The organism is Paenibacillus sp. AGC31, from assembly GCF_057334655.1.
Map to the genome: position 1 here is coordinate 474,765 of NZ_JBHFJH010000027.1, position 26,203 is coordinate 500,967.

Sequence of the window (26,203 nt, forward strand, 5' to 3'; positions counted from 1 at the left end):
ATTGTGCTTCTGCCTGTTACAATGGGATAAAACGTTAGGATAAAGGAGAAAGACCATGCGCTCAACTATTTTGATTGTGGATGATGACGAAAAAATTGTATCCATGCTCCGCCGGGGGCTGGCTTTTGAAGGATATGAGGTACAGACGGCTTCCAATGGAGCCGAAGGCCTAAGCAAACTGATGGACAAGGAGCCGGACATCGTTGTGCTGGATGTGATGATGCCGCAGATTGACGGATTTGAGGTATGTCGCAGATTGAGAGAAGCAGGCAGCAAAGTACCTGTGCTGATGCTGACGGCCAAGGATGAAGTACAGAGCCGGGTGACCGGACTGGACACGGGAGCCGATGACTACCTTGTAAAACCTTTTGCGCTGGAAGAATTATTGGCACGTGTCCGCGCATTGCTGCGCCGCAAGTCTGATAATGGGGGTACGCCGGACAACCGCTTAATGTATGAAGATATCATTTTGGACAATGACTCACGTGAAGTATTGCGAGATGGGCAGCGTCTGGAGCTGACTGCCAAAGAATTCGAACTTTTGAATCTGTTCATGCAAAATCCAAGACGGGTACTGTCCCGTGATCTGATTATGGATAAAATCTGGGGTTATGATTACAGCGGTGAGTCTAACGTGCTTGAAGTGTACATTGCCATGCTCAGACAGAAGACCGAAGAATACGGTGGCAAGCGTCTAATCCAGACCATCCGGGGAGCCGGCTATATTCTGAGAGGTGACTCTTAATATGTCCATTCGGTTAAGACTAACCGCATGGTATTCTGGCATTTTGGCGGCTGTTCTGATCTTTTGGGGCGTTGTAATCTATGCCTTTGTTTATTTTAACTCCTATCAGGAAGTCGAACAGCAATTGAAGGTGAAGAGTACCCGGATTACGGAGCAGATCGGTGTTAATCCTCTTTCACAGTCGCTGGATCTGGACCCATTTACAGAGAGTCAGCTTCAGGAGGCACAAATCTATATTCAACTCTGGGATTATCAGAGTCGTTCTGGCAGAATTTCCGGTAATATGGAGAAATTGCAGATTCAGTTTCCGGTACTAAAAGCCAATGAGATACTTAAAGAGCGTGGCATATCTAAGATCTATGTGGACGGTACACCGTTTCTGGTGAATCAGCTTCCCCTTTCTCTTCAAGGTACCAATGAAGTACGTGGAATTCTTCAGGTAGGAGCCAATGTAAGTTCACAGGAGCGATTGCTGGAAGCGTTGCTTAATATTTTAGTTTTTGGCTGGCTGGTAGCGATGGCATTGGCTATAACCTCAGGTCTTGTTCTGGCCCGCAAGTCGATGCGTCCACTCGTGAATGTCATTGATGCTGCGAATCAGATTCAATCGGGAGATGACTTAAGTGTACGTATTCAATATGCGGGGCCAAAGGATGAGATCGGGCGTCTGATTGAAACGGTGAATAATATGCTTGAACGTACAGAATTGTCATTCCGCGGTTTGGAGGAGACGAATGCTGCCCAGCGCCGCTTTGTATCCGATGCATCACATGAACTTCGTACACCGTTGACCACCATTCGCGGGAACGTGGACTTCCTGAAGAAGTTATGGGATCAGGAGGGAACCGACCGACCGAATCTGGATGAGGAGACTGTCAAGCAAATGTCGCTGGAAGCCATTGAAGACATGGCGGACGAGGGAAAACGTATGAGCAGGCTGATCAGCGACATGTTATCGCTGGCGAGAGCGGATACGGGTCAGAAAATTGAACTGAATCCGATCCCGCTGCAGATACTCGTACAGGAAGTGGCACGCAGAGCACAATTTCTGGATCGTCAGGCAGACTGGCTTCCAGGAGATTTTTCCATCCTGAACGGCATTTATGTGAACGGTAGCAAGGACTATCTGCAACAGATGTTATTTATTTTCATCGAAAATGCGTTTAAATACACACCTGAAGGCTCTGTGACGCTGGATGCCGTATTATACAAGGGCCAGGTGGGACTGCGCATCAGCGACACCGGTATTGGGATGGATCGGGACGAAGTGCCGTTCATCTTTGATCGCTTCTATCGGGCAGATGAATCCCGTGGGGCTACACCGGGCATCGGTCTGGGACTTTCAATTGCGAAGTGGATTATTGAGGAACACCATGGATCGGTTGAGGTTGTGACCAGACGTGGAGAAGGAACCACCTTTATTATCTGGTTGCCGGTTGTCTTTGCTCCGCCTATCGAATAAAGGTATAATAGACAGGACTGCAATTACATCGGCAACGTTGCCGAGAAAGAAAGCGGGTGGCAACCAAGTGGAAGTACTACGAATTTCGCCGCGGGGATATTGTTACGGCGTTGTGGATGCGATGGTGCTCGCGCGTCAAGCGGCACGCAATCTGGATTTACCACGACCTATTTATATATTGGGTATGATTGTGCATAACCAACATGTGACTGATTCCTTTGAAGATGAAGGTATTATTACATTGGATGGTCCGAACCGGATGGATATTTTGAGCCAAGTGGAGAGTGGCACGATTATTTTTACAGCTCATGGTGTATCTCCTGAAGTGCGTAAGCTGGCACGGGACAAAGGATTGACAACAGTGGATGCAACATGCCCTGATGTGACCAAGACACATGATCTCATTCGCGAAAAGACAGCAGAAGGTTATCAGATTATCTATATTGGTAAAAGGAATCATCCTGAACCAGAAGGTGCTGTTGGCGTTGCGCCAGACCTCGTTCATCTGATCGAGAAGGAAGAAGAGATCGAAGAACTGAACGTACCTTCAGGCAAAATCCTTATTACGAATCAGACAACGATGAGCCAGTGGGATATCAAACACATTATGAGCCGTCTGCTGGAGAAGTTTCCGGGAGCTGAGATTCATAATGAAATTTGCCTCGCAACTCAGGTTCGTCAGGAAGCTGTTGCTGAACAGGCAGGTCAAGCGGACCTGGTTATCGTGGTGGGGGATCCTCGCAGCAATAACTCTAACCGTCTGGCACAAGTGTCGGAGGAGATTGCGGGTGTTACGGCCTACCGTGTATCCGATGTTTCCGAGATTCAGCAAGAATGGCTGAAAGGTGTAAATAAGGTGGCGGTTACTTCGGGTGCATCAACACCAACACCGATCACGAAGGAAGTCATCCTTTACCTGGAGCAGTATGAACATGACAAGCCGGAGACGTGGGAAATCAAACGTACCGTGAACATGAGCAAACTGCTGCCTCCAGTTAGAGAAAAAACACGTACACCTTAGGCGCAGCTAATGTAAAAGTAAGTCTAAGTGTATGTGAATTAAAAACGAGATGTGAATGAGAAGAATCCTGTTACGCAGATCCGAATGTCGGAGCCTGTGGAGCAGGGTTCTTTTTGTATATGGATAAGGAATGTGTACCTTGACGCAATAAGAGAACTATGGTATATTCACTTTAACGGATAAAAGCTTAAAAGCGAACAAGCGTTTAAGCGCGACAGAGTTTTTATATTTAATCAGACGCACGTTAAGAAATGATTGTGCTCTCATACAAGGAAGGATGGGAATTAATATGATCGTTATTGCAGGCAAGGCTACACCGGAGGAACAGATTCAGGATATCGTTGCAGTTATTGAAAAAGAAGGGCTTCAGGTGCATATCTCTCGCGGAGAGGATCGTACTATCATTGGTTTGATTGGTAAAGTTGAACCTAAAATGCAAGAGCATCTTCGTCAAATGAAAGGTGTCGAGAATGTCGTGAAAATCTCGAAGTCCTACAAATTGGCAAGCCGCGACTTCCATCCGGAAGATACGGTGATCTCCATCAAAGGTGTAGATATCGGCGGAAAAGAACTTGTTGTCATGGGCGGACCATGTGCGGTTGAATCCGCTGCACAGATTGATGAGATTGCAGGGCTTGTGAAAGCTGCTGGTGGGCAAGTGTTACGTGGTGGTGCATTTAAGCCTCGTACGGGTCCTTACAGCTTCCAGGGAACGGGTGTAGAAGGATTGATCATGATGGCGGAAGCAGGCAAGAAACATGATCTGCTGACCATTACAGAAGTCATGACACCTGAGTATGTGGATATTTGCGCCGAGTACGCAGATATTCTGCAAGTAGGTACACGTAACATGCAGAACTTTGACCTGCTCCGCAAATTGGGTGAGTGTGGCAAACCGGTATTGTTGAAACGTGGCTTCAGTGCGACATACGATGAGTTGTTGAATGCGGCTGAATACATTCTTGCGGGTGGTAACCCAAATGTTATGCTGTGTGAGCGTGGTATTCGTACGTTTGAATCCTACACACGGAATACGCTGGATCTGTCAGCGATCCCTGTTCTACAGTCTCTGAGCCATTTGCCGGTTATTTCTGACCCGAGCCATGGTACTGGACGACGTGAACTGGTGGAACCGATGACAAAAGCTTCCGTTGCTGCGGGTGCCAATGGCTTGATCATTGAAATGCATACCGATCCGGATAACTCCATGACAGGAGATGGTGTGCAATCCCTGTTCCCTGATCAATTCGCTAACCTGTTGCAGGATTTGGAGAAATTGGCACCAATCGTGGGTAAATCATTCAGCACAGCCAAACAACCGGCAGAATTTTTCCCGGCACGTGTAGGCGTGTAATAAGAATTTCATAATCAAGGTCTGGATCATCATCCGGGCATCTCATCTGGTCTCGTTCATTGCGACGGAATCAGATAGATGCTCGGTTTTTTGCATATTTTGCAGTTTTGAACGTATTTATTAATCAATGGTGATAAGAAACATTTATGATGTGAAGTTTTTCCCATGATTTAGGATAAAAAAGGGGTCGCTTTACCGCATTAAACCAGTTAAATGTATATAAATATAGTTGTTATATGAATTTAGGTTATTTATAAAATGTGAGTATATCTAACATACCTTCAAAAAATACCTTACATAAGTATTGACGATGTCATGTTTTAAAATTTATAATGACGACAGAAAAAAATTCGAATTTAGACATTTTCTTAGTGGGGTTGTTTAATGTTCGGAATATTTGGGAGGACGAATACATGTCGGTTGAAAACGTATTGAAATCAATTCAAGAGAACAACATCGAGTGGGTAGATTTTCGTTTTGTAGATTTAGCTGGTCGTGCACATCACATCTCGTTGCCAGCTTCGGCTGTTGATGCAGACACGTTCGTAAATGGAGTAGCTTTTGACGGTTCTTCTATCCAAGGTTTCCGCGGAATTGAAGAGTCTGATATGGTTATGATGCCAGACCCTGAAGCGACTTATGTCGATCCGTTCACTGCACACCCTACATTGAATGTTATGTGTGATATCTTCACTCCGGATGGCGAGCGTTATGAGCGTGACCCACGCAGCATCGCTGTTAAAGCAGAAGCTTATTTGCAAGAGAGCGGTGTAGGTACAGCGGCATTCTTCGCACCTGAATCCGAGTTCTTCATCTTCGACGATGTACGTTATGAGAGCGGCACGAACAGCTCTTCCTACTATGTAGATTCCGAAGAAGCTTCATGGAACACCAACCGCAAAGAAGAAGGCGGAAACCTGGGCTTCAAAGTACGCACTAAAGGTGGATATGTTCCAGTAGCGCCAGTGGATACACAACAAGATATTCGTAGCGAAATGTGTCGCCTTTTGGAAGAAGCAGGCCTGTCGATCGAGCGTCATCACCATGAAGTGGCGACAGCGGGTCAAGCCGAAATCAACTTCCGTTTTGATACACTGAAGAAAACAGCAGATAACCTGCTTGCATACAAATACATCGTGCACAACACTGCACGTCAATATGGTAAAGTAGCAACATTCATGCCAAAACCATTGTTCGGTGATAATGGTAGCGGAATGCACGTTCACCAATCCATCTTCGATGGTGATTCCCCATTGTTCTATGACAAAGCGGGATATGCTAACCTGAGTGAAATGGCTCTGCACTACATCGGAGGTATCCTGTACCATGCTCCGGCACTGATCGCTTTGACTAACCCTAGTACGAACTCGTTCAAACGTCTCGTACCTGGTTACGAAGCACCGGTAAACCTGGTTTACTCCAAAGGTAACCGTTCTGCAGCAGTACGTATTCCGGTTGCAGCCGTGACACCAAAAGGTTGTCGTATCGAGTTCCGTACACCTGACTCCACAGCTAACCCGTACCTGGCATTCTCCGCAATGCTGATGGCTGGTCTGGATGGAATCAAACGCAAAATCAACCCAACTGAGCTTGGATATGGTCCGCTCGATAAAAACATCTATGACCTGTCTGATGCAGATAAAGAAAACATCCGCAGTGTGCCAGCTTCCCTCGAAGAAGCACTTGATGCATTGGCAGCTGATAACGAGTTCTTGACTGAAGGCGGCGTATTCACAAAAGAATTCATTGAAAACTACATCAACCTCAAACGTGATGAAGCGAAAGCAGTAGCGATCCGCATTCATCCGCACGAGTACAGCCTTTACTTCGACTGCTAATCGGTCGGGGTCGGAACAGTTCTTGTTCCAACTTAAAGCCTCCGGGACACGCTCTCGGAGGCTTTTCCTTGAATTAAACAATGTAGTGCTTTAACTTTGCAGGGTGATAAAGGAATTTGATGACCTGAATTCAACACTTCAGTGCATATTGCCCTTGAAGCAGATAGAGAATACTGATATCATAGCGATAATATTCACTTTGTATGTCAGAGTTACGGATGGAAAGGGCGGGGGATTTTGTGACAAAAAGAGCGTATAACTTTAATGCAGGACCTGCGGCGTTACCACTTGAGGTACTGGAGCGTGCACAGGCGGAATTTGTAGATTTTCGTAATACAGGCATGTCGATTATGGAGATGTCTCACCGTGGAGCGGTGTATGAGTCTGTACATAATGAAGCTCAGGAGCGGTTGTTGTCGCTTCTAGGCAATCCAAAAGGATACAAGGTTCTTTTTCTGCAGGGCGGTGCAAGCACTCAGTTTGCGATGTTACCAATGAACCTGCTCGGTGCAGGGCAGACTGCAAGTTACGTGATGACTGGCAGCTGGGCCAAAAAGGCTCTGTCTGAGGCGAAGTTGATCGGCGAGACGCATGTTGCTGCATCTTCAGAAGCAGAGAAGTTCATGAAATTGCCGGATGTTTCGAATCTGAGTTTGCCAGAACGTACGGCTTATGTACATCTGACTTCCAACGAAACGATCGAAGGTACGCAATTCAAATCGTTCCCGGATACCGGTTCAGTACCTCTGATTGCGGACATGTCGAGTGATATTTTCTGTAAACCATTTGATCTTAATCAGTTCGGCATGATCTACGCGGGTGCGCAGAAGAACCTGGGTCCATCCGGAATTACGGTTGTAATTGCCCGTGAGGAACTGGTGAGCGAATCGCCTAAAACGATTCCAACCATGCTTCGTTACAGCACACATGTAGATAACAATTCCCTGTACAATACGCCGCCATCCTTCTCGGTATATATGGTGAATGAAGTATTGAAATGGATTGAAGAACAGGGCGGACTGGCTGGTATTGAGCAAAAAAATACGAAAAAAGCGGAATTGCTCTATAACACAATTGACGCTTCAGGCGATTTCTACCGTGGTTGTGTGGAAACAGAGGATCGTTCCCTCATGAATGTAACCTTCCGTCTTGCTTCTGAGGAACTGGAGAAAAAGTTCATCAAGGCTTCGGAGGAAGAAGGATTTGTAGGTCTGAAAGGACATCGCAGTGTGGGTGGTCTCCGTGCCTCCATTTATAATGCTGCTCCTTATGAGAGCGTTAAGGCACTGACAGACTTCATGAGCCACTTCCAGAAGACAAATGGATAATTAAGTATAGGTACGGTGTAATGGACCTTTGTGTCTAATCCTGTGCCTTACCAGAGCCTTCCACATTGACGTGTGGAGGGCTTTTCTTTAAGATTAGAGGGTTGTCGTCAACATGAAATGAAAAGGAGATTGAACACATATGGCTTTACACATCGTTCTGGTTGAACCAGAAATTCCGGCGAACACAGGCAATATTTCGCGTACTTGTGCGGCGACCGGTACCCATCTGCATCTCGTACGTCCACTTGGATTTCGAACAGATGATGCTACATTGAAACGTGCAGGCCTGGACTACTGGCATGCTGTTCATATTGAATACCATGACTCATTTGCTGAGGTTCAGGAAAAATTTCCGGAAGGTCGTTTCTTCTACGCAACTACGAAGGCGAAAAACCGATACAGTGATTTTAATTTTCAGGATGGGGATTTCCTCGTTTTTGGTAAAGAGACTAAAGGCCTGCCACCTGAATTAATTGCTGCGAATCCCGATACATGCATGAAAATGCCAATGACTGGTGACGTTAGATCATTAAATCTATCCAATTCGGCAGCAATTATTGTATATGAAGCGTTGCGCCAGCTCAATTTCCCGGGGTTAGAAGGATAAATTTTGGTTATAAATGACGGCTAGAATTCGGAAAAAAAACATTTTTCAAAAAAAAGGACAAAAAATGTTTATTTCCAGCAGGATTCGACAAAATCTTGGCGAATCTATAAACATAGTACAAATGTACCTAGAAATTTAGAGTAAGATAGGAGAGGTGTGCCGTAGCTATGAAGCCAGCTGGAGTAGTTCGCAAAGTTGACCAATTAGGAAGGATCGTATTGCCTAAATCTTTGCGTAAAAGGTATCAAATGAATGAGGGAGATCCTGTAGAAATCTTAGTACAAGGGGACCATATTATCTTGGAGAGATATCGTCCAAAATGTATTTTCTGCGGATCCATCGAGGAAGTCAACGAGTTCAAAGAGCGTTACATATGCGCACAATGTTTAGATGAAATGACTCAGCTTCCACAACACGGATAAGAAATAACGTCATGGGGTCCATTGACCCCGTGGCGTTTTTTGTTTTATTCTCAATCGGATGGCATAATTGCAAATTTAAATAAGATAAGATACGGAGACTAATCCTTGGTATAAAGGGGTAAAACCTCATTCCAAACGGCATTCAGGATGCCTTGCATATTTTCTTCCTCACTGTTAATACATACGACAGCTTCCTGAGAGGGAATTACGATACACAATTGACCATAGGCTCCATCGGCGCGGTAAGCGCCATGAGAACACATCCAGAACTGATACCCGTAACCTTTTCCCCAATCACCGTCTCCAGTCGTTTCGATCTGCTGGGACGTAGCCTGTCTGATCCAATCGGCAGGTACAAGCTGTGTGCCTTCCCAAAGCCCCTCCTGCAGCAGTAACTGTCCAAATCGACTCAGTTCATCATTGCTTATCCAAAGACCTGCACAGCCAAGTGTTACCCCCAATGGAGAGGTTTCCCACTCTACTTCATGGATGCCAAGCGGATCAAATAACCGTGGAGTCAGGTAATCTTTCACGGTTTGACCGGTAGCAACCTGTAGCATGGCTGAGATCATAAATGTATCCCCGCTGCTATATGTAAATTGTTCTCCAGGTAACCGGTCCAGAGGCAGCGACATGTAATATTTCGCCCAGTCCTTTTCGGTCAATGAAGCTCGTTCATCAGCCCAAAGAGGGGGAGAGTCATGGCCCGAAGACATTCGGAGAAGATCACGCAATTTTAATTCTTGCGGCGATGGGAGTTTGTGTTGTGCAACGGGTACATGATCATAAGAAAAATAATCACCAAGTGTCGCATCCAGATGTAACAGACCTTCTTCAAGCGCAAGACCAACGGCCATACACGTGAAGGATTTACTGATGGAATGTTGTACCCTGCGCTGGTCCTTATCCCGGTCCCAATGGGCAAGCAGATGCCCTTTTTGTAATATGCGAATGGAAAAAACATTCAATTGTTGCTCCGTAATCGTATGAATGAAACCTTTGAGTTGTTCAGACATATTAACCTCCCTAATATCAGGTGAAACCTGAGTAAAATCGGTTGGTGAAACGTTTCCGTAATTCGAATGCAAAATCAGAACCCATGTTAGTATAAACCTGGTTTGGTGTCAATTAAAGTTGTAATCGCACTTACTGAATTTTCATTTTTTCGTAATAATAGTGTCTTTGGACGCAAATTTAGACTTAAAATAGCATTTTTTCGAGAAAAAAACGCGAAATTTGTAAAAAGGTTATTGACAGGATTTACTCATCGGGCTTATGATTTATTCGAAACGATTCGAAGAAATCGCTTCCACATTAAAAGTGTTGTAATGAAGTCCATGTGGATCAACGTTGGCTATGTTTTGAAACGATTCGAGAAAATCGTTTCGATAACCCATCGTAATACAAGGGAATCTACAACAGCCTGCAATCCAACGCCAGAGAAACGAATGAGTAAAGACAGCAGGCGATGATGAGAGGGGTTACATTTATGGCACATATAACGATCGAAACTGGATCGCCAACCTTATGCATGAATACCAGCATACATGTTGTGTCCAGTGACTCCGGAGAGACTTCAGGCGGTACACTATATCTGTTGCATGGGGCAGGCGATAATGCGAGTACCTGGCAGCGGTTAACCACAATTGAGATGTATGCAGCGCAATATGGCTGTACGATCATTATGCCGGAAGCGAATCGTAGCTATTACACCGATATGGAATACGGCCTGAATTACTTCCACTACATCACTCAGGAGTTACCTGAAATATGCAAGCGTCTGCTCAATCTGAATCCTGATCCGGAGAAAACATACGTCGCCGGTTTATCCATGGGTGGATATGGTGCACTGAAATGTGGACTAACTTATCCAGAGCGATATCGCAAAGTAGTGTCCCTATCCGGCGTAACGGATATCCAGACACGACTTCGTGATCCTCATATGCCAGCGACCATGATCAAGGAAATGAAAGCGGTTTTTGGAGAACGTTTACAGGTAAAAGCCGATCAGGATATTTACGCACTGTCGGCCAAGCTGCTGGAACAGGGTGTTCCTTTACCGGATATCCTCAGTTGCTGTGGCGATAGTGACCCCTTCGTAGAGATGAATCGCGACTATGCGAGATACATGCAGGGGACTGCCTTTGATTTTCGGTATGTGGAGACGCCGGGGGCTCATGAATGGAGATTTTGGGAGCACCACCTGAGAACGATGTTTGATTTTCTGTACAACGACAAGACCATAGTAGAGTGAGGAGATGCAATGTGAAACCTGCAGCCGAAGGACCTAGCAAAAAGCTGAAGGGAAACGTGAAGGGCAATTCGCTCTGGACTGAAATCTGGAAGCACCGAATGACATACACCCTGCTTATTCCGGGGCTTGTCTGGCTAATTCTGTTTGCCTACATGCCGATGGGTGGCCTGTCTCTGGCATTCAAAGATTACAAGGCCAACCTGGGCATCTGGGGAAGTCCATGGAGCGGATTCGAGAACTTCAAATATGTTTTCCGTGATCCAACCTTTATCGACGCAGTATGGCGTACGCTGTACATCAATATTCTGAAACTGATTATTCAGTTCCCGTTCCCGATCATTCTGGCGCTGTTGCTGAATGAATTGAGGATGCGCAGAGGGAAAAAATTATTCCAAACCGTCCTTACGTTCCCGCACTTCCTGTCCTGGATCATCGTATCCGGGGTAGTCATCAATGTGCTGGCATATGACGGACTGGTAAATAGCGCGCTCGGATTACTCGGATTGCCAACGATTAACTTCCTGGGGTCTGAATCCAACTTTGTACCCATGTTGCTGTTGACTGATATTTGGAAATCAAGTGGATGGGGCGCGATTATATTCCTGGCTGCCATTTCCGGTATTGATCAGGATCAGTATGAATCAGCACAGATTGACGGGGCTTCCCGTATGCAACAGATGTTCAAAATTACTTTACCGAACATCCTTCCAACCATCACAATCATGTTTATTCTGTCGGTTGGTGGATTGATGTCTTCCGGATTTGACCAGATCTTCAACTTGGCAAATGCCGCTACCAAAAATGTATCGGAAGTACTCGATGTGTATATCTATCGGATTACGTTCCAGTCATCTACCGATTTCTCATTCTCGACAGCGGTCAGCTTGTTCCGTTCCCTGGTGAATATGGCCTTGCTGCTTCTTGCTGACAGATTTGCCAAGTGGCTTGGCGGAGACGGTTTGTTCCGATAAGAGAGGAGGAAAAATGAGATGAGCAAGAAAGCTAACAAAAAACCGAGAATTGGTACAGAAAAAATGACACTTCTCGATTACATTATTTTTGCCGTATTACTAGTGCTTGCCCTGATGATCCTGATTCCGTTCTGGAATGTCATCATGATCTCGTTTGCAACACAAAAAGAATATGCTGACAATCCATTTTTGATGTTCCCTAAAGAATGGACATTGGATTCCTACAAGGCATTGTTCGCTGACGGAACGATTCTGTCTGGGTACAAAAATACAATTATATTGCTAGTCATCGGCTTGCCGCTCAGCTTGTTCCTGACAACAAGCATGGCATATGGCCTTAGTCGTAACAAATTTCCGTTTAAGAAATTTCTCTTTTTCCTGGTACTGTTCACCATGATCTTTAATGGTGGTATCGTACCGCTGTACCTGATCATGAAATCACTTCATCTTACAGGTACGCTGTGGTCCGTCATTCTGGCGGGAAGCTTCAGTGCGTTTAACATGATTCTGATGATGAACTACTTCTACACCTTGCCTGAATCACTCATGGAATCGGCGAGACTGGATGGAGCCGGAGAGTGGAGAATTTTGTTCTCTGTTGTTCTTCCGCTGGCTACACCAATTATGGCTACAATCACGTTGTTCTACGGTGTGGCTTACTGGAACAGTTGGTATGATGCGATGATATTCCTTCGAAAAGCGGATCAGTTACCGCTCCAGAATGTACTCCGAAATATTATCGTGACATCTACGACGAATGCATCCAATGCATCCAGTGTGGATGCTGCCCAGGCAAGCAACTTCTCAATGGGCATGAAGATGGCAGCCGTATTTGTCACCATGGTACCAATTATGTGTTTCTTCCCAATGCTGCAAAAACACTTTGCCAAAGGGGTATTAACAGGGGCAATCAAGACCTGATATACGTATAGGATTTTGCAATAAAATTCTACTAAAAAACATGGGGGTAAAACATGAAAACGAACAAAAAGTTGTCAGTAAGAGCTCTCTTTGCCATCACGCTTAGTGTAGTTATGCTGATGGTGACCGCTTGTTCCAGCCAAGGAGCTTCAGGTGGTAACGAAAAAGATGCAGAGGGAAATTACAAAGATAACCTGACCATCTCTGTAGCTAACCTGACAGAAATCAAAAACGGGAACCTGGATAATGACTTCCACAAGTTCTGGACAGACAAATTTAATGTAACTTGGGACTACAACTATATCGATTGGGATTCATGGGGCGAGAAGCTTCGTCTGTGGATCAACTCTGGCGACTTGCCGGATGTAGCGGTATGGAACTACGTACATGGCGATGCCATTAACAGCATTGAACAAGGTTTGTTCTACAAATTCCCGGATGACTGGAAAGAACGCTGGCCTAACGTCGCAGCAGCTTACAATTTGACGGGTCTTGGAGACAAGTTGGAAGAATTGACGGGTGGAACATACGTCCTGCCTAGACCAATCTACTTCGAGAACAAACCGGCTGACCCACTGACGAACCAAATTGGTGTCATTGCGCTTCGTAAAGACTGGGCTGAAGCGGTTGGTTTTGAACTGAAAGATGCTTATACAACAACCGAATTGAATGAATATGCTGCGCTAGTGAAAGAAAAAGATCCAGGCAAAGTGGGTAACAAACTTGTACCTCTGTCCTACAATGCGGCAGATGCCATGACAAACATGATTATGCCAAACAGTGTGCATGCCATGACTGACTCTCCGTTCTACAAAGGTGAAGATGGCCAATTCCACTGGGGACCAGCAGATCCTGAAACGCTGACAGGACTTAAATTGATGCAAAAAGCCTATAAAGACGGACTGCTCAATCCTGAGTTCTACACATGGAAAAACAATGAAGGTCAAAACAATTTCAAAGTAACCGGTACAGCTGCTGTAACAAGTCTGGGCGGACTGGCTTCGTACAGACAAGGTCTGGATTCCGATATGAAAAAAAATCTGGGTGTAGATAGTGATGAACTGGTACACACAGCAATCGTAGTAGGCGATGACGGGAAATACCGTAACATGGAGCAAGCCAACTTCTGGTCTGCATTGATCTTCAATCCGGACATCAGTGACGAGAAATTCGAACGGATCATGGATCTGATCGATTACTCCGCAACAAAAGAAGGACAGTTGCTCATCAACATGGGCTTTGAAGGAAAAGATTGGAAGTATGATGAAAACAACGAACTCGTTAGCTTGTTGCCAGAAGGAACGGTATTGGAAGATAAATATCCAGCACGTTTCGAAGGTCTGTATCTGCTCGGTGACGACTTCAGTGTTGTAAACCCTGCAATCAAAAAAGATTACCGTGATAGAGCCGTGAAATTGTTCGAAGAAAAAGCAAAACTCGGTACAGAAGGCAAATCACTTGCAGCATATGATTGGGATATCAACCTGTACGATTCCAAAGCTAAGAGTCAAGCTTCATTCGATTACCAGAACGAATATGCCAACCTGATCCTGAAAAGCGGAGATCTGGAGGCTAACTGGAAAGAATGGGTGAACAGTAAAATGTCCCTGGTTCAACCTTATCTGGATGAGCTAAACGAGAAATTCTAGTAATCGTTCAGTAATTAATTTTGAACCCGGTGCGCGGTCTCTCCCCGAACGCAGCCGGGTTCTTTATTTCAACAACTTGTAGTGGAGGATACTATTGATGAATAACGAGCAGTTGCTAGACTTGGTGAAACAGATGACGTTGGAGGAAAAAACAGCACAGCTTCTTCAGTTGACTGCCAACTTCTATGAAGGAACGAATGTGGAAGGTCAGATCACAGGGCCAATGGAAGAGATGGGAATTACGGAGCAGTCCGTGGATGCCAGTGGGTCCATTCTGGGATTGTCCGGTGCGCAGGCTATCATTGATGTACAGCAAGCTTATATGAAAAAAAGCCGTTTGGGCATTCCGCTTTTGTTCATGGCTGACGTAGTTCATGGATTCAAAACTATTTTCCCGATTCCACTGGCGATCGGTTGTTCATGGGACACAGAACTGGCTGAGAAAAGTGCTGAAATTGCAGCACGTGAATCAGCTGTATCCGGTTTGCATGTTACCTTTGCACCGATGGTGGATCTGGTTCGTGACCCGCGCTGGGGCCGTGTGATGGAAACGACAGGAGAAGATCCTTATCTGAACAGTTTGTTCGCGGCTGCGTTTGTACGTGGATATCAGGGCGATAGCTTGAAGGATGAGCCAGATCGTCTTGCAGCCTGTGTGAAACACTTTGCGGCGTATGGAGCGGCTGAGGGTGGTCGGGATTACAATACGGTGGACATGTCTGAGCGTAACCTGCGTGAGTACTATTTGCCAGCGTACAAAGCAGCGTTGGATGCGGGGGTGGAAATGGTCATGACTTCGTTCAATACGGTTGACGGTATTCCGGCAAGTGGCAATGAGAAGTTAATGCGCGGCATTTTGCGTGACGAGTGGGGCTTTGATGGTGTATTAATCTCGGATTGGGCTTCCATTCGCGAGATGATTGCGCATGGTGCTGCAGAAGATGATCGTGAAGCGGCATATCGTGCCATTCGCGCAGGAGTAGATATGGAGATGATGACACCTTGTTATGTGCATCATTTGCCTGAACTGATTGAGAGTGGTGAAGTGGATGAGAAGCTCATTGATGAAGCCGTTCTGCGAATTCTGCAACTGAAAGAAAAGCTGGGATTGTTCGATAACCCACTTCGTGCAGCTGATCCTGAACGTGAACGTGAGATTGTATTCTCCAAAGAGCACCGTCAGGTATCGTATGAACTGGCAACCAAATCGGCTGTCCTGTTGAAAAATGATGGCAGCGTGCTTCCAATTCAACCTGATGCTAATGTAGCCCTCATTGGTCCTTTTGCACAGAGTCCTGATATTCTGGGCTGGTGGTCCTGTGAAGGGGTTAAGGAAGATGCAGTCAAGTTGGGAACAGCTCTGCAAGAACGCCTGACGGGTGGGAAAGTTCAATTTGCTCAAGGCAGTAATGTTCATACGATTACAGCTGAGCAGATTGCCGAAGCCCTGGCAGTGGCAAGCAAAGCAGATCTGATTGTCCTTGCTCTTGGTGAAGACTCCGAGATGAGTGGAGAAGGTGGCTCACGCACGGATATTCGTCTGCCAGCAGCCCAATTGGAATTGGTTAAACAGCTCAAAGCAGCGGGAAAACCGATTGCCAGCGTTATTTTCAACGGCCGTCCATTGGATCTGCATGGTGTAATCGATGAATCGGATGCTGTTCTTGAAGCCTGGTTCCCAGGTAGTGAAGGCGGAGCAGCGATCGCAGATGTTCTGACAGGTGTGGTGAATCCATCCGCACGTCTGACGATGTCCTTCCCGCAGTCCGTAGGTCAGATTCCGGTCTATTACAACCATTTCAATACAGGTCGTCCACTGAACCCGGAGAAGACGGAAGAACGTTATGTCTCCAAATACATTGACAGCCCAAATGAACCTTTGCTTCCGTTCGGTTATGGTCTCTCATACACTTCGTTCTCTTATGGTGATCTGGAAGTGTCAAGTAACGAGATGACTGCCGAAGAGTCCCTGAGCATCCAAGTACGTGTAACGAATACGGGTGAGCGCGCAGGCGTGGAGACCGTTCAGTTGTACGTTCGTGATGTAACGGGTGAAGTCGTTCGTCCTATGCGTGAGCTGAAAGGATATGTGAAGCTTGCACTGGCGCCAGGCGAGAGTGGTACAGCCACATTTACGTTAAATGAAGAACAGCTTCGTTATCACCATTCCGACTTAAGCCACCGTAGTGATCGAGGCGAGTTCCATATTCTTGTGGGTGCAAACAGCCGGGATACTCAGAAGAAATCATTCAGACTTGTTTAATCCGGTGAATGGAAAGAGTAATGTGTCAGGCCTTTTGTTATGGAAGGCCTGATTAACATAACAGGGGAGCGAAGAATGTGGTCAGTATCAAGGATATCGCCAAACAGGCGGGAGTTTCCATCTCTACTGTGTCATATGCGCTGAATGGCAGCAACAAAGTGACCGATGAGACGAGTTCCAAAATTTTGGCCATTGCCAAAGAACTGAACTATGTTCCAAATGCCGCAGCAAGAACACTGAAGAAGAGGGAATCCAAAATTCTAGGTGTATTCTTGACCGATTTTAGAGGAGATGTGTATGGAGACTTGCTGAGTGGCATGAAAGCCGTATGTAATGCTCAAGGTTATGACCTGATCGTGTGCAGTGGTAAACAATCCCATCGCATGCTTCCAGAGAGAATGATTGATGGTGCGATCATTCTGGATCATACGTTTGCAAGTGAGGAACTAATGCAGTATGCCGATCGTGGGCACAAAATCGTTGTATTGGACCGTGAGATGGATCATCCCAACATTAATCAGGTTCTGCTGGATAATAAGGCCGGGGCGACACTTGCGATGGAACATCTGATTGAACAGGGACATAAGAAAATCTACGTGGTGACAGGACCGGAAGGTTCGTTTGACTCTGTGCAACGGTTAAAGGCTGTGAGACAGGTTGCGGAACGTGAAGCCGATGTGGAATGGATTGAGATCACGGGAGATTTTGAAAAGAGTGGTGGAGAACAAGCCGCAGATCAGATTGTGCAGGTGTATGATGGACCCGCAGCGGTATTCTGCCTCAATGATGAGATGGCTATTGGCTTGTGTGATCGTCTGGCAGACAGTGCACTCGGCGTTGGTCAGGAGATTGATGTCATCGGATTCGACAATATTGAATTGAGCAAGTATGTCCAGCCGAGATTGGCAAGCATTGATTATTCCAAACGCAAGTGGGGATCGCTCGCTGCTGAACAATTGATCAAAATTATTGCTGGAGAACCCGTCGATCATGAACGAATTTATGTGACATTAGTTGAGGGTGGGTCGGTGAGTGGGCCTATTCCGTCTGATTCGATTATATCTATGCGGAATGATCGGGCGGTTAGCTATTGATCCCGAATACAGCAAGAGACAAGGCTTAGAAGAATCGAATCATTCTTTTAAGCCTTGTCTCTTGCTATTTCGAGGATGAAGCAATAGAAAAAGCCTCTCCGGAGAGAGGCTTGGCCTTTACAAGCCTTTTGTTTTGTCATTGTTGTAGGATGAAGTGAGAATGCCTGTAATGAAGAGAGTCAATACGATTGCAATAATCCAGAATGTCAGTGAAAATGACATGCCCTTCGCACCTCCTGCACAAGCTCATTTTCTTCTATTATAACCATTATAGGTAGAAAAGAAATGCTTCACCCTATTATTTGTAAAATAAAAAGTGTGTGGGCACCGGTCTGAGGCTGCCATCTGAAGGGTTATTCACGACCCGATTATTCAGAATAAGCGAGGATGATCCACCGCCATCCAGATTATAGGCGTCGATCACCCCAAGCTTGTACAACCGCCCTTGCAACTCTTCAAGGGTAGCACCGGAACTTCCGCCCTCATTATATCCGTCAACTACAATAATCAATAACTGATCATCCTTATAATTGCCAATGACTGTACGTGGTGCTCGTTTGGGTGATACCTTCCACTTGTCGGGAATTGCAGTTTTACGTCCATTCTGTAGCAGCACGGGTACAAACGTAGCCCCAAATTGTGGTTGCAGGCGATCCAGTGAGTTTTTGTCGAAGAACTTGCCTCCGACCAGTTTGCCGGCATCGTTAAGTCCTACAAAAAACAGATCTTTGAAACTGGCCTGGAACCCGTTCACGTATTTCCCGTCCATGACGGTTGTGCTAAGTGGATAACGTTTGCCGCCACTGTCAGCAAATCCACCTGCGTTGATCCCGGCAATTGCGCCGTTACGCTTCACAGCCTGCATGGTCGTCTCAGAACGCCCTGGTTCACTGTCTAGAGCCATCTGCATGGCCGTCGGGTCTTTTAGCTTGATCTTCATGGCATAGCCCTTATAGCTGCCAGGATTCACTCTGTACAGTTCAATCGTTAACCGGTCACTGTCTACCCGTTCAAATGGAACGCCAAGCTTGGATGAAATCCGTTTGTTGTAGATCATTTCCGGACGATCCGCTTGGGTGGAAGCCTTCTGCACAAGTGTAGACATCGTACTTGTTGTTTTATTATAGAGCTGTGTCGTTCTTTTAATAGAAGAAGAAGTCTGGACAGCAGCATCTTTTGCCCCCGCAAGCTCTTGGCTAATTGCTTGGGTCCGGGGTGTAATCGTATCCTCTGACAGTTCGGTAGGCATCAAACCTCCGGGTTCAAGTGGAGGACGAAGCAGCAGCAGGCATAATATCAATCCAACAAAAGGAGCGAGTGCAAGCATAAAAAAACGATTAACCTGTTTGACGGGTGTAATCATTTGAGCAGGTCCATCTTTTTCTGGAGTGTCTCCAGTTGTTTTTTGACTTCGCTCAGCTGGGTATACAGTTTGTTGCTGTTATCCGTTTTGTCACTTGCATTATCCTTGGTGAAAGTCAGCAATTCATTGAAGGATTGAACCTGTCCCTGCAGGTCTTTTACTTCCTTTGATATCGTTGTTAGCTGATTTTCATAGTCGGTTTTTAGTGCTGCAATCTGCTGCTGATTATGGGCTTGAAGCTGGTTAATCATCTGTTGCTGGAGATGGTTACTATAATAGTAGGTTCCAACGACTCCTAGTGCAATGAGAACAATCCACATTACCAGAAACAGCTTGATTGAAGATCCAGCCTTGCCTTTGGCGCTCCGGGTGTGATGGATGTCAGAGGACGGGGCAGATGGTTTCATATCATCACTCCTGGTCATTAATAGGTACAAAAAAATTTCCAGTCCTCATTCTATCATGCCCCTATTGATTACGCAAAAATGAAATTCTTTACTTAATAGAGTAAAAAGAGATTGCATCGGAAGGAAGTCCTAGGATACAATTTCTTATAGATGCAATAAGTAGGAACTTTGGGCAGGTTTTTCGACTTTTTTAGATAGAAATGCAGGAAATTTATACTATATTTTGACCTTTCCGGGGATGGAAAGATGGACGTCATGGTGTTTTTATAACAAAATACAGTGAAAATAGAGCCTTTTTATCGGCTTCCTCCTGTATTTTTCTGTTTTTCGACATAATCCGACCTATGCTTCTTCTATACTCGGATTGTCGCATAGACGATGAATTCATCATGACAGAATTTAAAAGTTATTTGTCCAATACATAACAGGGGGAACAACAATGAAAAAAGTATGGCAGGTGGTCATCATAGATATCCACCCCACCAGCATGCTCGGTACAAAATTGATTTTGGAAGAGCAGCAAGATCTGACGGTACGTGGCATGACTTCGACCGGAACAGAAGGGCTCGATCTGGTGAATATTCACCAGCCTGATCTGATTCTAATGGATTATCGTCTTCCGGAGGGTCAGGCAGATCAATATATTCCCCAGATGAAGAATCTGTCAGCTCACAGTCACATCATTATTTTGACGGATGAAGATAATGTGAAGCTGTTTCGTCATCTGATGAGCCTTGGTGCAAGCGGCATGTTATCCAAACAGGCTTCCCCTAGCCAGCTGATTCATCTGATCTCTGGATTACGTGAGGGCCATGTGTCCATTCCATTGTCGTGGTTAAACAGTGCGGAGTGGGCGCAACCTGTGGAGTCTCCGACAGAAGCACGTGTCATTGAATTAACAGAAACCGAAACTTTTATCATGGAAAGAATTGTTCAGGGTGTAACCTATGATAAAATAGCGAATGAGATCAACGTTAGCAGACGTTCCATTGATAATTACCTGCGTAAAATATACGTGAAGCTGGAAGTAAGCAGTAGAGCACAGGCCATTGAACGTTATGCCTTGCATGCAAGACAAGTGAAGACGGGATCCTGACGAAACAGGTTTGTTCTTCCCATGATCACAACAGTTCGGTATGCATCCGGTCATATTCGATGGCGAGCAGGAATAGGTTGTAGGGCTGCGGACTGCGAGTACAGTTTCGGAATAGGGATGAAAGGGGAACGGATCGATGAAATATTTCTTTGCTTCCCGTACCAACAGGCTTTTGTCATCACCACTGAGGGATATACGTGAGATGTCTGGCAGGGATTATTTCATATCTCTGGCAGAAGAATTGCCTGCGGAGGAGTTGTTTCCTTTCAAATTGTTGGAAGAAGCAGCGGTGTCTGTCTTTAGTTCAGGCCCCTCCGCATTGCAATATGGAGAGCCAGCAGGCTACACCCCCCTAAGAGAGTGGTTGAACAAAGACTGGAATGCACGCAAAGGCATACGAACGGTACCCGAACAGATTCTGTTGACCACTGGTACCCAGCAGGCCATTGATCTGGTGATGCGTCTATTGCTTGAGCCAGGAGATTCTGTACTGGTTGAACATCCCACATCTCCAGGCTGTCTTGAGGTTCTGGAGATGCAAGGAGCCAAGATTGTGCCCGTAATGGGTGATCGGGACGGCATACTGCCAGACCTTTTGGAGCATCACATGCAGCAGGTTAGACCGAAGCTGCTTTTTGCTGCACCCAGTTTCTCGAATCCGACCGGTGCTTTGTGGAGTATGGAGCGGCGGGAGGCAGTCCTTGAGCTGTGTTCGCGCTATGGTGTACTGCTTGTGGAAGATGATTCTTATGGAGAGCTCCATTTCGATGGCCTTGAGCCAACGGAATTCTATCGTAAATATCCTTCACTTTTTGCACTGGATACTGCCGATCAGGGTGGACATGTTCTCTACATTGGTTCGTTCAGCAAAACGGTAGCGCCCGCTCTTCGAACCGGATGGGCTGCTGGACATCCTGCGCTGATTCAGGCCATGGCCTCGGTTAAACGAATTGCAGATGGTCAGTCCAGTCCGATGAATCAGCGGCTGTTGTATCAATTGCTTGCCCATTCCCCTTTTCGTTGGAGTGATCACCTATCCATGTTGAATCGGGAGTATAAGACAAGACTCAAACTGATGCTTGAACTGTTGAAAAGACCTGGCTGGAAAGGGTGTCAGTACAACATCCCTGAGGGCGGAATGTATCTGTGGGTACAGTTGCCTGAAGGATTGGATAGTGGCGCTCTGCTTAAAGCGGCTTTGCCCAAAGGTGTATCCTTTCTTCCTGGATCACTATGTTCTACAGGTGTACAGGATCAACGTTATATTCGATTGAACTTTAGCCATCCGGGCCGGGATGAATTGCTGCTTGGCATGAACCTGATCAGTGAAACCATTGCCGAATTTACGGCTCGTAGCTAAGTCAGATCAAAAATAGATTTTGTAGCAAAAATTAAAATGGGTTCATGACCAAAGTGATTACGTTATTGCATCCACTAACATTTTTATATATAATATGAATTAATGAGTTGTTGGTTTCTTTATATAAGCTACAATGGTGGCCGGTTCAGAAAATGCACTCATATATTTTATCTAACGGGGGAAAATTCAACATGTCTAATATTTTATTTGTTAAAGCAAATGACCGTCCTGCAGATCAAGCAGTCAGCGTTAAATTGTACGATGCATTCTTGAGCGCATACAAAGAGTCTCACCCAGGTGACACAGTTACTGAGTTGGATCTCTACAATACAGAATTCCCATTCTATGGTAACACTGCTATCACAGGTACTTACAAAGCAGCTAACGGTTTTGAACTGACAGCTGACGAGCAAAAAGCAGCTTCACTTGCAGCACAATTGCAAGATCAATTCCTGGCAGCTGACAAAGTTGTATTTGCATTCCCACTGTGGAACTTCACTGTTCCAGCTCCATTGGTAAACTACATTGCTTACCTGAGCCAAGCTGGTAAAACATTCAAATACACTGCTGAAGGTCCTGTAGGACTTGCTGGCGACAAAAAAGTAGCTTTGCTTAACGCACGTGGTGGCGTATATTCCGAAGGCCCAATGGCAGCTGCTGAAATGTCCCTGAACTTCCTGAAAACAGTTCTCGGCTTGTGGGGCATTCAAAACCCAGAAGTGGTTATCGTTGAAGGACATAACGCTTCTGCAGATCGTGCTGAAGAAATCGTTACTGCAGGTCTGAAATTGGCTTCCGAAGTAGCAGTAAAATTCTAATAGCAATCATTTATATAGAACACATCAAAACGCCTGTAGTCTCCAGTGGAGATTACAGGCGTTTTTTTTGCATTCTCATTTTTTCGTATCCGTTACTTTCAGATGATCAGAATCAGATCTTGCCTGTATTTTTCAAGTACTGCTCCGCTGTTTCAGCGATGTATGCAAGGTCGTCCTTATTTTCACCAGATACAGAATACGTTACATCGAGTTCATTAATGGTTCGTTCAATCATATCATTATCCTCAAGCATGTGTGCATGCTCGGTTAACGCCTGTACTCCCTTAATCGTCAAAATATATTTTCCACGGGAGAGGCGTTCAAACCAGCCATAATAATTTTTTTGCAGAATCGCTGCTGCAGAACCTACGCCTGTCTGTCTGGCAAGGTTGGCTGGAGAGGCTTCTCCGTTCGTCCGTAGAGCGGATGCGACACGTAAAGCCTTCTCACGATATGCTGTGACCAGCTGTCTTCGTGTGCTGCCTCCCGTATTGTAGTCTCCGCTGCGTTCGTCGAATTCCTTGAGCAATCGTTTCCGCCGAACACCGCTTTTGCGAGCAACTTGATTGGCGCTAGTAAGGGGTGTCTGGGCTGAAGGTTCGCACAGTACATCAATCAGGGGAGCTTTGGTTTTGTAAAATGTGACAGTCAGTAGCCCCAGGCCGAGCTGTCTGCATAGTGCGGTCAGTTCGCTCCAGCGTTGGTTTACGGCTCCGCGTTTACTGCGATTGCGCTCGACGGCCAGATACACGAACGGGCTAAGTTTCAAGCGCTGCATGCCCTGTAGCAACAAGGAGAGGTTAAATGTTTTTTTCATCTCCACAATGAGTGGTTCGTCCTGGTCCGATCTGACTCCGACGAGGTCACAATGTCTGACTTCCGCCTTGACGTCGAAGCCACGCTGCTCAAAGAAAGCCTTCACAGGCGAATATAATTCGGTTTCGTATTTCACTGCCATCGTCCGTGCTCCTTTCCAGAAGTGGCCTGTCTCTGACCATGTGTTGTCCGGTTTCCTAAATTTAGAACCCTCATTATATCATATTCGTTCTTTTTTTTCTGAAGGCACAAGATGTCTGATAGAACAGGGAAAAGCCAAAATTCGAAGCGGTTGATTGAAAAAAAGAGGTCAACTTATCCGAATTGCCGCATAGGTATGTAATACACTTTTCACAACAAAACAAGACGTTTGGACAGAGGGTGGCGGGACTACACAGTACCGCAAGATTGGTATTCAAGCAGGAGCCGCAATTCTATTGATTTCTTCATACCATTCGGAATGGTTGACAATCACACTAAAGGAGCCATGGGAGGTACCAAGCATGAATATTTTTGAACGCGTTGCGGAACATCGGGCAGAGAGTGACCGTTTGACATGGAACGGAACATTTGAAGATTATATTGCACTGCTGAGAGAGGACCCGACTCCGGCAATGACGGCTCACGCCAGAGTGTATGAGATGATTGAATCGTTTGGGGTGGAAGAAGTAGGTGGGCATAAGCGGTACAAGTTTTTTGAACAGGAGATCTTTGGGCTGGACCGTTCGATTGAAAAGTTGGTTGAAGAATACTTTCACTCGGCAGCACGCCGTCTGGATGTACGGAAGCGGATCTTGCTCCTGATGGGTCCCGTAAGTGGAGGAAAATCGACGCTGGTGACGCTGCTGAAGCGGGGGCTTGAACAGTTCTCGCGGACAGAGAAAGGTGCCATATACGCCATTGATGGATGCCCGATGCATGAGGAACCGCTGCATCTGATTCCACTGGAGCTTCGTCCTGAAGTGGAAAAGGAAATTGGAGTCCGTATTGAGGGTAACCTTTGCCCATCCTGCCAGATGAGACTCCGTACCGAATATGGTGGTGATATCAGCAAGGTACCGGTGGAACGGGTCATTGTTTCCGAAGATAATCGCGTGGGAATAGGAACGTTCAGTCCATCCGATCCGAAATCACAGGATATTGCCGATCTGACGGGTAGTATCGACTTCTCCACCATTACGGAGTTTGGTTCCGAATCCGATCCACGTGCCTATCGTTTTGATGGGGAGTTGAACAAGGCGAACCGTGGGTTAATGGAGTTCCAGGAGATGTTGAAATGTGATGAGAAATTCCTATGGAATCTCCTGTCGCTCACGCAGGAAGGAAATTTCAAAGCAGGACGTTTTGCCTTAATCAGTGCGGATGAAATGATTGTGGCGCATACGAATGAATCGGAGTATAAGTCTTTTATCTCCAACAAGAAGAATGAGGCACTGCAATCCCGGATGATTGTCATGCCGATTCCGTACAACTTGAAGGTATCCGAGGAAGAGAAAATCTATGCCAAGCTCATTCAGCAAAGTGACATGAAGCATGTTCATATTGCACCGCATGCACTGCGGACTGCAGCCATTTTTTCGATACTTACCCGCTTGAAGGAAACGAAGAAACAAGGCATGGATCTCGTTAAAAAAATGCGAATGTATGATGGTGAAGAAGTGGAAGGATACAAAGAAGCTGATCTGCGCGAGATGCAAAATGAGTATCTGGATGAAGGGATGTCCGGCATTGATCCACGGTATGTCATTAACCGGATCTCCAGTGCTTTGATTAAGCAAAATCTTCAGTGCATTAACGCGCTGGATATTCTGCGGGCGATCAAGGATGGTCTGGACCAACATGCCTCGATCACGAAGGAAGAGCGGGAGCGTTATCTGAACTTCATTGCTCTTGCACGCAAGGAGTATGATGAACTGGCCAAGAAAGAAGTGCAGAAAGCATTTGTTTACTCATTCGAGGAATCCGCAAGAACGTTATTCGAGAATTACCTCGATAACATTGAAGCATTCTGCAACTGGTCCAAGATGCGTGACCCGCTCACGGATGAAGAGATGGACCCGGATGAGCGTCTGATGCGATCCATTGAGGAACAGATCGGGATCTCCGAGAATGCAAAGAAAGCGTTCAGAGAAGAGATTCTGATCCGAATCTCGGCATACTCCCGCAAGGAGCGCAAGTTCGAATACAGCAGCCATGACCGTTTGCGTGAAGCGATTGAGAAGAAGTTGTTCACCGATCTGAAAGACATCGTCAAGATCACAACCTCAACCAAAACACCGGATGCAACACAATTGAAACGTATGAATGAAGTCATTAAACGTTTAATTGAGGAACATGGATACACCGCAGCCAGCGCGAATGAACTGTTACGTTATGTGGGCAGTCTGCTTAATCGCTAATCGGCAACAAACCAT

The 26,203-nt window shown here is 45.9% G+C and carries 22 protein-coding genes; 18 read left to right on the forward strand and 4 right to left on the reverse strand.

Going from position 1 to position 26,203, the window contains the following annotated elements; all coding sequences use genetic code 11:
* Positions 1 to 55: 55 nt before the first annotated feature.
* From ACE04G_RS14265 to ACE04G_RS14300, 8 genes are all read left to right on the forward strand, one after another.
* A complete protein-coding gene (locus tag ACE04G_RS14265) occupies positions 56 to 745 on the forward strand; it encodes a response regulator transcription factor (RefSeq protein WP_076209172.1) in 690 nt (229 codons plus the stop codon).
* Position 746: 1 nt separating this feature from the next.
* A complete protein-coding gene (locus ACE04G_RS14270; RefSeq protein ID WP_237176203.1) occupies positions 747 to 2,207 on the forward strand; it encodes a sensor histidine kinase in 1,461 nt (486 codons plus the stop codon).
* Positions 2,208 to 2,274: 67 nt separating this feature from the next.
* On the forward strand, positions 2,275 to 3,228 hold the full coding sequence (locus ACE04G_RS14275) for a 4-hydroxy-3-methylbut-2-enyl diphosphate reductase (protein ID WP_076209170.1): 954 nt from the start codon (positions 2,275 to 2,277) through the stop codon (positions 3,226 to 3,228).
* Between the two features lie 289 nt (positions 3,229 to 3,517).
* A complete protein-coding gene (gene aroF, locus ACE04G_RS14280; protein WP_036610039.1) occupies positions 3,518 to 4,582 on the forward strand; it encodes a 3-deoxy-7-phosphoheptulonate synthase in 1,065 nt (354 codons plus the stop codon).
* A gap of 413 nt (positions 4,583 to 4,995) precedes the next feature.
* On the forward strand, positions 4,996 to 6,420 hold the full coding sequence (glnA, locus tag ACE04G_RS14285; protein ID WP_074094318.1) for a type I glutamate--ammonia ligase: 1,425 nt from the start codon (positions 4,996 to 4,998) through the stop codon (positions 6,418 to 6,420).
* A gap of 239 nt (positions 6,421 to 6,659) precedes the next feature.
* Positions 6,660 to 7,748 carry a 3-phosphoserine/phosphohydroxythreonine transaminase gene (gene serC / locus ACE04G_RS14290; RefSeq protein WP_076209168.1) on the forward strand — a complete coding sequence of 363 codons (1,089 nt, stop codon included), beginning with the start codon at positions 6,660 to 6,662 and terminating at the stop codon, positions 7,746 to 7,748.
* Between the two features lie 139 nt (positions 7,749 to 7,887).
* On the forward strand, positions 7,888 to 8,355 hold the full coding sequence (gene trmL / locus ACE04G_RS14295) for a tRNA (uridine(34)/cytosine(34)/5-carboxymethylaminomethyluridine(34)-2'-O)-methyltransferase TrmL (protein WP_076209167.1): 468 nt from the start codon (positions 7,888 to 7,890) through the stop codon (positions 8,353 to 8,355).
* A 167-nt stretch (positions 8,356 to 8,522) separates the two neighbouring features.
* The gene (locus ACE04G_RS14300) at positions 8,523 to 8,777 is read left to right on the forward strand and encodes an AbrB/MazE/SpoVT family DNA-binding domain-containing protein (RefSeq protein WP_036610032.1); all 255 of its coding nucleotides are present in this window, start codon (positions 8,523 to 8,525) and stop codon (positions 8,775 to 8,777) included.
* 98 nt (positions 8,778 to 8,875) lie between these two features.
* Here ACE04G_RS14300 and ACE04G_RS14305 read toward each other — a convergent pair whose 3' ends face one another.
* Positions 8,876 to 9,793, reverse strand: a complete 918-nt coding sequence (locus tag ACE04G_RS14305; protein WP_449004128.1) for a serine hydrolase domain-containing protein — start codon at positions 9,791 to 9,793, stop codon at positions 8,876 to 8,878.
* A 473-nt stretch (positions 9,794 to 10,266) separates the two neighbouring features.
* On the opposite strand from ACE04G_RS14305, the gene ACE04G_RS14310 reads away from it, so the two are divergent.
* From ACE04G_RS14310 to ACE04G_RS14335, 6 genes are all read left to right on the forward strand, one after another.
* Complete coding sequence (locus tag ACE04G_RS14310; protein WP_221823013.1) at positions 10,267 to 11,031, forward strand: alpha/beta hydrolase; 765 nt, start codon at positions 10,267 to 10,269, stop codon at positions 11,029 to 11,031.
* An 11-nt stretch (positions 11,032 to 11,042) separates the two neighbouring features.
* Positions 11,043 to 12,002, forward strand: a complete 960-nt coding sequence (locus tag ACE04G_RS14315) for an ABC transporter permease (protein WP_017689585.1) — start codon at positions 11,043 to 11,045, stop codon at positions 12,000 to 12,002.
* A gap of 18 nt (positions 12,003 to 12,020) precedes the next feature.
* A complete protein-coding gene (locus ACE04G_RS14320; RefSeq protein WP_076209164.1) occupies positions 12,021 to 12,923 on the forward strand; it encodes a carbohydrate ABC transporter permease in 903 nt (300 codons plus the stop codon).
* Between the two features lie 53 nt (positions 12,924 to 12,976).
* Positions 12,977 to 14,572 carry a type 2 periplasmic-binding domain-containing protein gene (locus ACE04G_RS14325; protein ID WP_307414163.1) on the forward strand — a complete coding sequence of 532 codons (1,596 nt, stop codon included), beginning with the start codon at positions 12,977 to 12,979 and terminating at the stop codon, positions 14,570 to 14,572.
* Positions 14,573 to 14,669: 97 nt separating this feature from the next.
* Entirely contained in the window at positions 14,670 to 16,835 is a 2,166-nt protein-coding gene (bglX, locus tag ACE04G_RS14330; protein ID WP_449004127.1) for a beta-glucosidase BglX, read from the forward strand.
* Positions 16,836 to 16,912: 77 nt separating this feature from the next.
* Positions 16,913 to 17,929 carry a LacI family DNA-binding transcriptional regulator gene (locus tag ACE04G_RS14335; RefSeq protein WP_339183540.1) on the forward strand — a complete coding sequence of 339 codons (1,017 nt, stop codon included), beginning with the start codon at positions 16,913 to 16,915 and terminating at the stop codon, positions 17,927 to 17,929.
* A 298-nt stretch (positions 17,930 to 18,227) separates the two neighbouring features.
* Here the strand turns inward: ACE04G_RS14335 and ACE04G_RS14340 are convergent, their stop codons facing one another.
* The gene (locus ACE04G_RS14340) at positions 18,228 to 19,292 is read right to left on the reverse strand and encodes a phosphodiester glycosidase family protein (protein ID WP_449004126.1); all 1,065 of its coding nucleotides are present in this window, start codon (positions 19,290 to 19,292) and stop codon (positions 18,228 to 18,230) included.
* Entirely contained in the window at positions 19,289 to 19,699 is a 411-nt protein-coding gene (locus tag ACE04G_RS14345; protein WP_449004125.1) for a hypothetical protein, read from the reverse strand. Before ACE04G_RS14345 ends, ACE04G_RS14340 begins: the two co-directional genes overlap by 4 nt.
* A gap of 439 nt (positions 19,700 to 20,138) precedes the next feature.
* On the opposite strand from ACE04G_RS14345, the gene ACE04G_RS14350 reads away from it, so the two are divergent.
* From ACE04G_RS14350 to ACE04G_RS14360, 3 genes are all read left to right on the forward strand, one after another.
* Positions 20,139 to 20,795 (forward strand): response regulator, encoded by a 657-nt coding sequence (locus tag ACE04G_RS14350; RefSeq protein ID WP_449004124.1) that lies wholly within the window; start codon positions 20,139 to 20,141, stop codon positions 20,793 to 20,795.
* 136 nt (positions 20,796 to 20,931) lie between these two features.
* On the forward strand, positions 20,932 to 22,155 hold the full coding sequence (locus tag ACE04G_RS14355) for an aminotransferase-like domain-containing protein (protein WP_076209159.1): 1,224 nt from the start codon (positions 20,932 to 20,934) through the stop codon (positions 22,153 to 22,155).
* Positions 22,156 to 22,346: 191 nt separating this feature from the next.
* The gene (locus ACE04G_RS14360) at positions 22,347 to 22,973 is read left to right on the forward strand and encodes an FMN-dependent NADH-azoreductase (protein WP_036610012.1); all 627 of its coding nucleotides are present in this window, start codon (positions 22,347 to 22,349) and stop codon (positions 22,971 to 22,973) included.
* A 112-nt stretch (positions 22,974 to 23,085) separates the two neighbouring features.
* Here ACE04G_RS14360 and ACE04G_RS14365 read toward each other — a convergent pair whose 3' ends face one another.
* Positions 23,086 to 23,931, reverse strand: a complete 846-nt coding sequence (locus ACE04G_RS14365) for a DUF2161 domain-containing phosphodiesterase (RefSeq protein WP_449004123.1) — start codon at positions 23,929 to 23,931, stop codon at positions 23,086 to 23,088.
* Positions 23,932 to 24,292: 361 nt separating this feature from the next.
* Between ACE04G_RS14365 and ACE04G_RS14370 the strand changes: the two genes are divergently transcribed.
* The gene (locus ACE04G_RS14370; RefSeq protein WP_036669848.1) at positions 24,293 to 26,188 is read left to right on the forward strand and encodes a PrkA family serine protein kinase; all 1,896 of its coding nucleotides are present in this window, start codon (positions 24,293 to 24,295) and stop codon (positions 26,186 to 26,188) included.
* Positions 26,189 to 26,203: the final 15 nt, after the last annotated feature.